At 51.6% G+C, this 215-nt stretch carries 2 tRNA genes; both read left to right on the top strand.

Annotated features, from left to right (window positions below):
- The first annotated feature begins 1 nt into the window (after position 1).
- Positions 2–77: transfer RNA gene (locus QN395_RS21580), tRNA-Asn, on the top strand.
- A 62-nt stretch (positions 78–139) separates the two neighbouring features.
- A tRNA-Asn gene (locus QN395_RS21575) sits at positions 140–215 on the top strand.

Genomic DNA, 215 nt, shown 5'->3' with positions numbered 1-215 from the left:
TTCCCTGATAGCTCAGTTGGTAGAGCGACGGACTGTTAATCCGCAGGTCCCTGGTTCGAGTCCAGGTCGGGGAGCCACAGAATTCCTAGCATGTTGCAAGTGCAGTAAAAAGTTTAACGAAGATCATCATTTCTTCTATTCCCTGATAGCTCAGTTGGTAGAGCGACGGACTGTTAATCCGCAGGTCCCTGGTTCGAGTCCAGGTCGGGGAGCCA

Origin of the sequence: Undibacterium sp. RTI2.2 (assembly GCF_035018705.1) — a bacterium.
Classification (GTDB): domain Bacteria; phylum Pseudomonadota; class Gammaproteobacteria; order Burkholderiales; family Burkholderiaceae_D; genus Undibacterium.
This window is presented reverse-complemented; position numbering and strand designations above follow the sequence as displayed.